General features: G+C 69.0%; 11 protein-coding genes and 1 pseudogene. 8 read left to right on the top strand and 4 right to left on the bottom strand.

The window, feature by feature from the left end; genetic code table 11:
• Window positions 1–270: helicase associated domain-containing protein (locus ACFVX6_RS39895; RefSeq protein ID WP_389699488.1), on the top strand; the 270-nt coding region annotated here is incomplete at its 5' end.
• Window positions 271–496: 226 nt separating this feature from the next.
• On the opposite strand, the gene ACFVX6_RS39890 is transcribed toward ACFVX6_RS39895, so the two are convergent.
• Window positions 497–2407 (bottom strand): AAA family ATPase, encoded by a 1911-nt coding sequence (locus tag ACFVX6_RS39890; RefSeq protein ID WP_389699487.1) that lies wholly within the window; start codon window positions 2405–2407, stop codon window positions 497–499.
• A 201-nt stretch (window positions 2408–2608) separates the two neighbouring features.
• On the opposite strand from ACFVX6_RS39890, the gene ACFVX6_RS39885 reads away from it, so the two are divergent.
• The gene (locus tag ACFVX6_RS39885) at window positions 2609–3139 is read left to right on the top strand and encodes a hypothetical protein (protein WP_389699486.1); all 531 of its coding nucleotides are present in this window, start codon (window positions 2609–2611) and stop codon (window positions 3137–3139) included.
• Window positions 3140–3278: 139 nt separating this feature from the next.
• Here ACFVX6_RS39885 and ACFVX6_RS39880 read toward each other — a convergent pair whose 3' ends face one another.
• Window positions 3279–4061: a hypothetical protein gene (locus ACFVX6_RS39880; RefSeq protein WP_389699485.1), complete on the bottom strand. Its 783-nt coding sequence runs from the start codon at window positions 4059–4061 to the stop codon at window positions 3279–3281.
• Between the two features lie 303 nt (window positions 4062–4364).
• Here ACFVX6_RS39880 and ACFVX6_RS39875 point away from each other — a divergent pair, with 303 nt between their 5' ends.
• The 4 genes from ACFVX6_RS39875 to ACFVX6_RS39860 are packed head-to-tail and all read left to right on the top strand — an operon-like array spanning window position 4365 to window position 6971.
• Window positions 4365–5714 carry a PP2C family protein-serine/threonine phosphatase gene (locus tag ACFVX6_RS39875; RefSeq protein ID WP_389699484.1) on the top strand — a complete coding sequence of 450 codons (1350 nt, stop codon included), beginning with the start codon at window positions 4365–4367 and terminating at the stop codon, window positions 5712–5714.
• Entirely contained in the window at window positions 5711–6082 is a 372-nt protein-coding gene (locus ACFVX6_RS39870; RefSeq protein ID WP_389699483.1) for an STAS domain-containing protein, read from the top strand. The genes ACFVX6_RS39875 and ACFVX6_RS39870 overlap by 4 nt, the downstream gene beginning before the upstream one ends.
• 56 nt (window positions 6083–6138) lie before the next feature.
• Window positions 6139–6810 carry a recombinase family protein gene (locus ACFVX6_RS39865; protein WP_389699489.1) on the top strand — a complete coding sequence of 224 codons (672 nt, stop codon included), beginning with the start codon at window positions 6139–6141 and terminating at the stop codon, window positions 6808–6810.
• Entirely contained in the window at window positions 6807–6971 is a 165-nt protein-coding gene (locus ACFVX6_RS39860) for a hypothetical protein (protein ID WP_389699482.1), read from the top strand. Before ACFVX6_RS39865 ends, ACFVX6_RS39860 begins: the two co-directional genes overlap by 4 nt.
• 455 nt (window positions 6972–7426) lie before the next feature.
• Here the strand turns inward: ACFVX6_RS39860 and ACFVX6_RS39855 are convergent, their stop codons facing one another.
• Window positions 7427–7747 (bottom strand): hypothetical protein, encoded by a 321-nt coding sequence (locus ACFVX6_RS39855; protein ID WP_389699481.1) that lies wholly within the window; start codon window positions 7745–7747, stop codon window positions 7427–7429.
• A 202-nt stretch (window positions 7748–7949) separates the two neighbouring features.
• Here ACFVX6_RS39855 and ACFVX6_RS39850 point away from each other — a divergent pair, with 202 nt between their 5' ends.
• Both ACFVX6_RS39850 and ACFVX6_RS39845 read left to right on the top strand, forming a co-directional pair.
• The gene (locus tag ACFVX6_RS39850) at window positions 7950–8399 is read left to right on the top strand and encodes a hypothetical protein (RefSeq protein WP_389699480.1); all 450 of its coding nucleotides are present in this window, start codon (window positions 7950–7952) and stop codon (window positions 8397–8399) included.
• A gap of 259 nt (window positions 8400–8658) precedes the next feature.
• A pseudogene (locus ACFVX6_RS39845) lies at window positions 8659–8946 on the top strand (HNH endonuclease); the annotation flags it as partial.
• A gap of 26 nt (window positions 8947–8972) precedes the next feature.
• On the opposite strand, the gene ACFVX6_RS39840 reads toward ACFVX6_RS39845, so the two are convergent.
• Complete coding sequence (locus ACFVX6_RS39840; protein WP_389699479.1) at window positions 8973–9164, bottom strand: hypothetical protein; 192 nt, start codon at window positions 9162–9164, stop codon at window positions 8973–8975.
• Between the last annotated feature and the right edge of the window lie 335 nt (window positions 9165–9499).

Below are 9499 nucleotides of genomic sequence, written 5' to 3'. Positions count from 1 at the left end.
GCCGAGAAGCCGAAGGCGCGCACCAGCCAGGCCGACAAGTGGGCCATGCACTACGCCGCCGCCCAGCAGTTCTACGCCCGCGAGGGCCACCTCACGGTCCCCCGCAAGCACGTCGAAACCATCACCACCGGCGGTAACGGCGACGGCCAGGCGCAGCAGGACGTGCCGCTGAAGCTCGGGATGTGGATTGACAACCAGCGCCGGCGCGGCGCCGCGCTGGCACCCGAGCGCGTCGAGCAGCTGTCCAAGGTCGGAATGCGGTGGGCGTGATGGACGTCTTCGAGAGCATCGCTGGCCTGTTCAAGGTCTTCGCCAAGGACGTGGACCCCGCCGCCTGATCCGTCCCTCTCGGCGACCTCGCGGCTGATCCGTCCCTCTCGGCGACCTCGCGGCCGGACACTGACTGACGGGTCCCACACCATCCCTTCCGGTGCGGGACCCGTCGGCAAACCCCGTACCGCTGGCCGGACAAGGTCGTATCTACACGGGTGGTGGGTCAGGCGAGTGTCTTGTTGACGGCCGTGAAGAGCTGCTCGAAGCGGCTCAGGGTGGTCTCGGAGAGTCCGGGCAGGAAGATGTCCCGCTTCCGCAGCAGGGTGTCCGCGGGTCGGCCGTGCTCGGTGAACGGGGAACCGGTCGCCCGGCCGATGCGGGCGATGATGCGGTCCTTGCCGTTGAGGTCGTTGACCTTGAGCGTGGTGCCGAAGGCGGCGTTGTACAGCTTGAGGTAGTCCCCGGGTGAGAACAGGTCCTCGATGTCGCTGTCCTTGACGCCATCGGTGAAGGTGTCGGTGAGCAGGAGCCGTTTCGGGGCCAGCAGGCCCTTGTTGGTGAGGGCCTTGATCTTGGCGACCCCGGCCGGGGTGCTGTCGATGAGGACGGTGGCCTGGAGGTTGGTGCCGATGAGGGCGACGAAGGCCGGGATGTTCGTGGCGCCGCCGGCGGGCAGGATTCGCCAGCGTTCGTCGAGGTTGGTGCGATCCGAGTCCTTGAGAAGGTCGCTGAGCAGCGTGAGGTAGGTGTAGTCGCTCGTTCCTTCGACCAGGAGGTTGTCGGGGCCCACGAAGAGGCTTTGGGCGATGTCGTAGCCGAGAGCCGCCTGCAACGGGAAGAGCGAGTCGTCCGTGACGGCCAGGACCTCATCGGTAACGACGGCGCCCGTGGCCGGGCCGCGGTCTTCGACGATCCGTACACGGTCGAGGCGGGCGGTTTCGACCATGAACGGTGAGTGGGTCGTGTAGATGACCTGGGCGGCCGGGGCGAGGCGCTCGTTGATGAAGCGCAGGAAGTCGGCTTGAGCGCGGCCGTGGAGGCTCAGTCCGGGTTCGTCGAGCAGGACGACGACGCCATGCGGGTAGTTCTCGAACGCGGTGAACGCGGCAAGGAAGCTGAAGAACCACTGGAAGCCGGTGGAGCGGGCGGAGAAGTTGTTGGTGAACCCGTGCCTGCGGTCCTTGACCCGGATGTCGAGGTGGCTGGCGACAGCCGTCTGGCCGTTGGGGTGGTGGATCGTCTGCTTGTCCAGGTCGATCTCGACGGACAGGTCAGGGTTCTGCTTCCAGTACTCGAATACCTGCTGTGTGAGGTCGTTGCCGACCGCTTCGAGTTCCGCCTTGCGCTCTTCGAAGTCCTCCGCCGACAGGGCCCCCGCCGTCGTGCTGACGAGGGCGAGCAGGGCCCGGGCGGTCTGGATGCCGGAAGCGCCGGGCTCTTCCTCCTGGCCGGTCAGGTCCGTCAGGGCGATCCGGCCGGGGAGGTTCTGGTACTCGCCGAAGTAGAAGAACTTCGGCTCACGCTCGCGCAGGATGCGTGCCGCCAGGTGCCACGCGCTCTCTTTCTCGTCCAGCCGTTGGCGTGCCGCCCTGACGAAGAGGTCGATGTCCGCTGCGGTGTAGCCGCAGTCCTCAACCGCTTCCAGACCGTCAGCCTGCTCCAGAGCGTCGGCAATGCTCCCCGTCCCGAGGGTGCTGCGCAAGGCGGCCGGCGTCTCCTCATAGGTGTAGAGGTTCTCCAGCGCCGCCCCCTCGTCCACCTCAAGGGTGACCCTGTGCTGGCCCTCGTAAGGGATCGAGCGGGAGTAGAAGCGCCCGGAGAGCACGCCGGGTCCGAGCACGTCGGCGACCGCTTTCAAGTCATCGTCGCCCAGCTCGAACGTGCAGGTGATGGGCTTCGCCTTGGTGATATCGCCCGAGCGCGTGTCCGGGACCTTCCGCCACCGCGGGTAGTCCTGTCCCACGGAGAAGGAGTGCTCGGGGTAGACGGGATGGAAGCGGTAGATCGCCGACAGCAGGGCTGTCTTCCCGCTTTCGTTCTTCCCAACCAGAGCCGTGACGTCCGGCGCGATGTCGACCTCGCCGCTGTCAACGATGTTACGAAAGAGACGACTTCGCACCTGAGTGAGCTGCATCCACCCATTCTGCGCGCACTTAACGGGCTGTATCCAGCCATTTGCAGAACTCCCGATGCGGCCCAGCCCGAGCCTCTTGAGTTCGACAACCGATCGAGGCACCGGCGGACCGACCCCGACACTATCCGTCGTCGTTGCCCAAGCTCACCTTGGGCTTGCCCACGCTGTTGAGTGACGTGGACGTGGGTCTAGGGTCCTGGCATGAGCGACTTCTGGGACGCGGCTAGCGCGATCGCAACGACAGGGGCAACCGGCGTAGCCCTCTGGTTTGGCTGGCATGAAGTGAAGATGCGGCGGAAGGAGGAGACGGACCGGCAAGGGGCACAGGCACGCTTGGTGGTGTCCGGAATTGACGGGAACCGCGGCGAGGTGGTCAACCACAGTTCCGAACCGCTGTTGGAGCTGCGGATCATCAGGGCCGATGCCGAGATCGACGGCCATACCGGGGTCGCGGTCCGCTGGTCCGAAGAGGACCAGCGGATATTCCGCAACGTGGCGGCGGGGCAGAGCCACCACCTTGATCTGCTGGAACAGGGCTGGGGGCCGCTACTCGATCCGGTGCACGGGTACGAGGTGGGGACGGATATGGGCATCGCCCCCTCCAACGCGACCAATCACCGGCTGACCATCCAGTTCATGGACGTAGCTGGGCTGCGGTGGCAGCGGGTCGGGCTCGAGCCGCCCACCAGGCTCCTCGGCGAGTTCGCGGACCCCGCTCCCAACCCCGAGTAGGACCAAGCCGGCAGTATGGGCTTGCCCAGGATCGCCTAAGGCTTACCCACGCTGCTGACGGAAGACTTACCCAGCCGTCAGGGTGCTTGCCCAGGGTCATCTAAGGCTTTCCCGCATGGTCGGCGGAGGCTTGCCCGGGTCAGGTGCGACGCGAGAACCAGCGGCCGTTCTTCTGCGCGGGTACCACCTGTTCCTGCTCTTGATCGGGGGCCACGGACCGCTCCTTGCAGGCATCGCACAAGGCGGGGCGGGAGTCCTTCTGGGTGCCCCAGTCCGTTGCCTGTGTTGCCTCCCACCGTTCGTCGGTGAACTTCGCTCGGCAGCCGGTGCAGGTGGGACGGCGTGCCTCACGTTGGGCGGCTTTCTCCGCCGCCTGCTCCTGCGCCGCGCGCTGCACCTGCGCCTTGTACTCCGCCTGACGGGCCCTGGACTCCTCTTCCTCGCGGGTGTCGGCGGCATCGCGGCGTGGGTTGCCGATCGCCTCCAGGAGCGTCTGTGGGTGATCGCGGCCGAAGCGGGCGAACACGGCGCCGGCCGGTCCGTGCTCGCGGAGATTACGGAGTCCGACCGCGACGATCGGGATCCGCCAGTCGTAGAGGTGGCGGCCGCCGCGCTGCCGGTCTCCCTGCCACAGGTGGCGGGTGAGCTCTTGCAGGCGGGGGATCGTGCGCTGGGGGTTGCGTTCGCCGAGGTGGTTGAACACCAGTAGCACGGGCGGATGCGGCGCGTCGCCGTACCGGTCGTCGGGTGCCGTCCAGCGGGTGCGCCACATCGGGCGCTCCTTGCCGTCGGTGTCCTTCATCTTCCGGCGGAAGAACCGGGCGTACTTCTCCAGCTTGGCGGCGAGTTCCTCGGCGGTCTCGTGGCAGTTGTCGACCTCGATGAACAGCAGCGGCACCCCGTGCTGCGGTGCGGTGAGCACGAGGTCGGCCTGGGCGCCGCCCTTGCCGGGTGCGTTCCAGGTGCCGGTGGCGGGCAGCGGGACCTCGGTCGGGTTTTTTGAGGGAGTTGTTGAAGGCTCTGGGGCCTCTTTCGGTGATCGTCGGCCGATCCTCAGAAAACGTTGGCTTCTTGACGCCGGAGGCCGGTCTAGGCTGCGACGGTCGTTGGCCACCCAGGCCGGCGCGGCAAGGAAGGGCAATCAATGCCGCAAGCGCGACCCGCGACCGGCCCGGCGGACACGCCGGGCCGGCGAACGCTCAGTGCGGTAGAAGAATCGGCTCGGATGGACGCCGTGCGCCGTTACGACATCCTCGACACCCCGCCGGACGGCGCGTTCGACCGGGTGGCGGCGATGGCGGCCCGGCTGTTCAAGGTGCCGGTGGCGAGCGTGACGATCGTGGACGAGGACCGGATCTGGTTCAAGGCCGCCCACGGGCTGGAGGGCGTGAGCGAGATCGGCCGGGAGCCGGGCCTGTGCGGCTCGGCGATCCTCGCCGACGAAACGCTGGTGATCCCGGACACGCTCGCCGATCCTGTTGCGTTCAACAACGGCCTGGTCACCGGACCGATGGCGGTCCGTTTCTACGCCGCCGCGCCGATCATCACCGGCGACGGGCACCGGCTGGGCACCGTCAACATCCTCGATACCAAGCCGCGCCTGATCACCAAGGACGACACCGCCACTCTCGCGGACCTGGCCGCGATCGTGCTCGACGAGCTGGAGATGCGCCTGGCGGCTTTGAACGCCCTGCGCACCGAGCAGGAGCGGCGCATCGAGCAGGAGGAGGCCCGTGAGCGCGCCGAGCGCGACACGGCCGCCATCCAGGCGTTCGCCTCCACCCTCCAGCGCACCCTGCTGCCGCCGGCACTGCCGCTGGTGCCGGGGCTGGAGCTGGCCTGCCACTACGCCACCGCCTCCCCGCAAGATGTCGGCGGCGACTTCTACGACGTCTTCCCCCTCGACGGCACAAGGTGGGCGTTCTTCCTCGGAGACGTGTGCGGCAAAGGACCGGAAGCGGCCGCCGTCACCTCCCTGACCCGCTACACCCTGCGCGCCGCCGCCCAGATCGACCCCGACCCCGACAAAGTCCTCACCTCCCTGAACACGGCGCTGCTCCTCGACCCGGACCTCGGCACCCGGTTCTGCACCGCCGTCTTCGGCACCCTGGAACCCCACGAGAAGGACGGGTTCACCGTCACACTGGCCACCGGCGGCCACCCCCCGGCCTACCACTTGCGGGGGCAGGGGACGGTGGAAGAAGTGCGCCCCCAGGGAGGCATGCTCATCGGCGCCATCGCCGAGGCACGCTTCGCCTCCCACACCATCCACCTCGCCCCGGGCGAAGGACTGCTCCTCTACACCGACGGGCTGACCGAGGCCCGCATCCTGGGCGGAGAAATGATCGGAGAAGAGGGCCTGACCCGTTTCCTTTCCGCGCGCACCGGGCCCGCCAGCGCGGCGGCGGTCATAGGGGACACCGTCGACCTCCTCGACGCCACGCCCCACGGGGCCGGTGACGACGTCGCCCTGCTCGCCCTGTCCGTGCCCCTCGCCGACGCCGCGGACGGCCTCACCGCGACCGCCACCGCCCACACCATCGCCCCCTCCGGCGAGACGGAGAGCCGACCGTGACCGACTTCCGCCTCACCCCACAGCACACCGACGGCGACCTCGCCCTGGCCCACGTCGCCGGGGAACTCGACATAGCCACCGCCCCCCGCCTGCGCACCGAGGCACTGGCCCTGATCGCACAAGGCCACCGGCACCTGATCCTCGACCTTGGGGCGGTCTCCTTCTGCGACTCCTCCGGCTTCAACGCCCTGGTCGGCATCTTCCGCTGCGCCAAGGCCGCGGGCGGCACCCTGGTCCTGGCTGCCGTCCCCGACCGCCTTGGGCGGATGCTGGTCCTCACCGGCCTGAGCGCCCTGCTGCCCGCCCACCCCACCGCCGCCCACGCCCTCGTCGCGCACACTCGCAGCCAGGACGCGGCCACCGCCTAACCCCCTGCGGTGGCCGCCGCACAAAGGCGGCCACCGCAGCGTCAAGAGAGGGCACGATCGCCACCAGCCCCCTCAGCACAGAGGACGACGACCCCCTCGGCACCTTCCCCCTCCACCCGACCGAGATCCGTATCGGCTACGCCCGGGTCTCCACCGGCGGGCAGAAGCTCGACCGGCAGATCGACGCCCTCACCCTCGCGGGGTGCCGGCGCATTTTCCCCGAGAAGAAGTCCGGCAAAAACGACCTGCGGCCCGAGCTGAAGGCGTGCCACGCCTTCCTCCAGAGCGGGGACACACTCGTCGTCCCCTCCCTGGACCGGTACGGCCGCAGCCTCCAGGACCTAGTGAACAGGGTCGGGAGCTTGCGCGAGCGGCAGATCGGCTTCACCTCCCTGCACGAGGGGCTCGACACCACCACCCCGGGCGGCCGCCTGATCTTCCACGTCTTCGCCGCCCTCGCGGAGTTCATCCGGGAGCTGATCGTGCAAGGCACCAACGAGGGCCTGGCCGCCGCGCGGGCCCGCGGCCGCGTGGGCGGCCGGCCCACCGTCGTCAACGACAACCTGCTGCGCGCCGCCCGCGACATGCTGCCCAACCCGGAGAACAGCATCGAGACCATCGCGGCCCTGCTCGGCGTATCGGTGGGCACCCTCTACAACCACATCCCCGACCTCAAGGAACTGCGGACCCCCCGCGTCCCCGCCCAGCTCGAAGCGAACGGCCGGTGATCCCGCCCCATAACCGTACGAAGGAAGCCGTCCCCGTCCTGGGCGCCCGCACCCACGGGAAGATCGGGCCCTCCGGGCCGTACGGCGGCAAGATCGAGGGCGACGTCGACGATCGAGACCAGGCGCACGTCGATCCGCACGACCTCCGTACGGACCACTGACACGTTCGGTGTCGGAACCACTGACACACTTCAGCGTCGGCCGACAGGGTGAGGCAGCGACCCCCCACGCGATCCTCTGTCCAAAGGGTCGGGCCCCCACGCTGTGATCAACAGACCGGGAGCAGCAGATTCCCCGACCGATCCACGGCCCTTTCTCGCGGGCCGGTGGCGCGGGCAGCCCGCATCACCGGGGCGGGGGGAGCGGGGTGGTCCTGGTGCCGGGGCCGCCGATCCGAGCAGCGGACGGATGCCAGGAGACCAGCAGGCGCGGGCACCAGGACCACGAGGGACGGCCGGGGCGGACCAGGAGAACGGTCGGGACCGCCGGAGCCGATGTGCATTTCCCACTCCGTCAACGACCAGCCACTCCCACCGGTCACGCAAGCGCGCCAGGGATCAGAACGACTGGTACCGACGGCGTCGAACGGGCCAGAGCGTGAGCTCCGGCCGGTACGTCACGCGGGTGTGCCGGCCAGCTGGTGCCGGTACCGAGCAGCGCCGCGGACATCGCTGAGGATCTGGAGGGTCTGGTCGCCCTGTTCCTGCATGCACTCGATCAGGAACTCAGCGGCCATCCAGGCGGTGGGCGCGCCGCCGCCCGCCAGGCACCAGCGCTGGAAGCAGCGGATGTTCACCGCGGTCAGCGCGTCCAGGATGTACGCGGCGTTGCAGTCGTCGTGGCCATCGGGGAACACCGTGATGTGGTCGCGCAGCAGCAGCGCCCCGAAAGCGGACAGCTGGCGGGCCAGGCCGTTCCCGTCCTGGTGGAACTCCACGGACTGAGTGCCGCGGTCAGCGGGCCCTGCATGTGCGCCACACTCACGCGGTCGGCTGGCCTCAACCCCGGTGGCTGTCACCGCGACGTGGCGGCACCAGCGACTGGCCAGGCCCGCCTCCCCGCACCCGCAACGACTCTATGTAGCTGATCGTGTGTGCCATGTCGCCTCCGCGATCTTCCCCACCCATGAAGGGCACTCCATGCGCAAACTCATGGCCGTCATCGCAGCAGCCCCACTCGGCTTGGCTCTGATCGGCGTCGCGGCGGGTTCCGCCTCGGCCGAGACGCCGAAGGAATGTCGGGACAGGGGCGGCGCCGTCGTCACCGGCCTCGGCGAAAACGGCAAGCAGGCCCTGTACTGCCTCCTCAACCCGGGTCCGGCACTCGCCGACACCCCCAGCTCCTCGCCCAGTACGCCCAGTGCGCCCAGCACCGGAATCCTGAAGCACAGGGTCGTGTCGCAGCCAGGCAAGAAGTGCTTCTCCATGGAGCGGGTCCCGGAGGCCGGGCCCGGCACGCGCCCGCGGATGCTCAGGTTCCATTGCATGCCGGCGGGACCCAAGGCCGACCTCCTGGCACAGAAGGCAGATGCCGGGCAGCCCCTTCCCGAGCTGGCGGGTTTGAAGCCGAACCACGAGGAGATGGGCTGACGCTCAGGGGCACAGGACTGCAACGACGCACGCACCAGCACCGCGCACCCGAGGGTTCCCTGCGGCAGCGTTGACCGGGACCCGGCGCCGCGCTCTGCGCAAGGCCCCGCCAGCGGCCCGGGGCAGGCACCTCGACGCCGCCATAGTGGCCTCGAGGTGCCTGCCCCGGAGGCGTTGAGGAAACTCCGTCGACTTCGCGTGGCCACCGCCCCTGCTGGAGTCCGGAATATGGCATCTCTGGAAATAGCGCTCCCCGCCAGCTGGTGGCTACGCCTGGAGTGCGGCGCGCCGGGAGGCGTACGCGAACGACCAGGATTCTCCGCTGACGCTGATCGCGGTGTCGGCAAAGTCGAACCGCAGCAAGGCGGACAAGGAACCGGCGCAGTGGCTGCCGCCGGCCGGGGGCTGCCACTGCGAGTACGCCGCGCAGTGGGCCGCGACGAAGCTGCGCTGGAACCTGGCCGCGGACGACGCCGAGCGCCAGGCCCTCCTCGGTCTCGCCGAGGACTGCCCGACCACCACCGTCGTCTACGAGCCCGCGCCGTAGACGCCGTACGCGGCTGATCCTCAGGGTCAGCCGAGGCGGGATCCGAGCCGGAACCTCATCTCGACAACGGCCCGGTGCACGTCCTCGGGCTGCTCCGTGTCGTCGAGCAGCCCGAGGAGCACCATCAACGCCCGCGCTTCGTCCTCGCTGATCAGCTTCAGGCGCGGCTCGGTCACCCCGTCGAGCAGGACTTCCAGGAGCTCCCTGGTCTCGTCCATGCCAGCATCAACGCTGAACGAGCTCGCACGTCACCCTTTGGCTATCAGGGCGGCTGTGGAGCAGATCCTCTACGAGGTCCTCGAAGAGCAGGACCGGATCGCGGCCGGTCTTCCGGAGCTGGCCGTGTTTACCAAGCCGGCTGCGGAAGGTGCTTGCCGCTGGCCGAGGCGTTACGGCGGTGCCGACCCCGGGGAGCCGAGCAGCTCCAGGGCTCCTGCGGATGCTCGGCGCCATCGTTGCCGTCGAAGTGGGCGTGACAGCAGGGCGGGGGCGGGCGCGGTAACAGCCCCCCCCCCCCACGGGTGCCCCGGTGGGGGGGAAACCCAATTAAACA

It is taken from the genome of Streptomyces sp. NPDC058289 (assembly GCF_042880975.1).
Lineage (GTDB): Bacteria > Actinomycetota > Actinomycetes > Streptomycetales > Streptomycetaceae > Streptomyces > Streptomyces stoeckheimensis.
The sequence above is the reverse complement of the archived record's forward strand: the minus strand, read 5'-3'. Positions and strand labels throughout refer to the sequence as shown.

Coding starts and splice junctions, on each gene's coding strand:
- ACFVX6_RS39890 (WP_389699487.1), bottom strand. CDS start 2,407: ATGCAGCTCACTCAGGTGCGAAGTCGTCTCTTTCGTAACATCGTTGAC.
- ACFVX6_RS39840 (WP_389699479.1), bottom strand. CDS start 9,164: ATGGACGAGACCAGGGAGCTCCTGGAAGTCCTGCTCGACGGGGTGACC.
- ACFVX6_RS39875 (WP_389699484.1), top strand. CDS start 4,365: ATGGACGCCGTGCGCCGTTACGACATCCTCGACACCCCGCCGGACGGC.
- ACFVX6_RS39850 (WP_389699480.1), top strand. CDS start 7,950: ATGCGCAAACTCATGGCCGTCATCGCAGCAGCCCCACTCGGCTTGGCT.
- ACFVX6_RS39885 (WP_389699486.1), top strand. CDS start 2,609: ATGAGCGACTTCTGGGACGCGGCTAGCGCGATCGCAACGACAGGGGCA.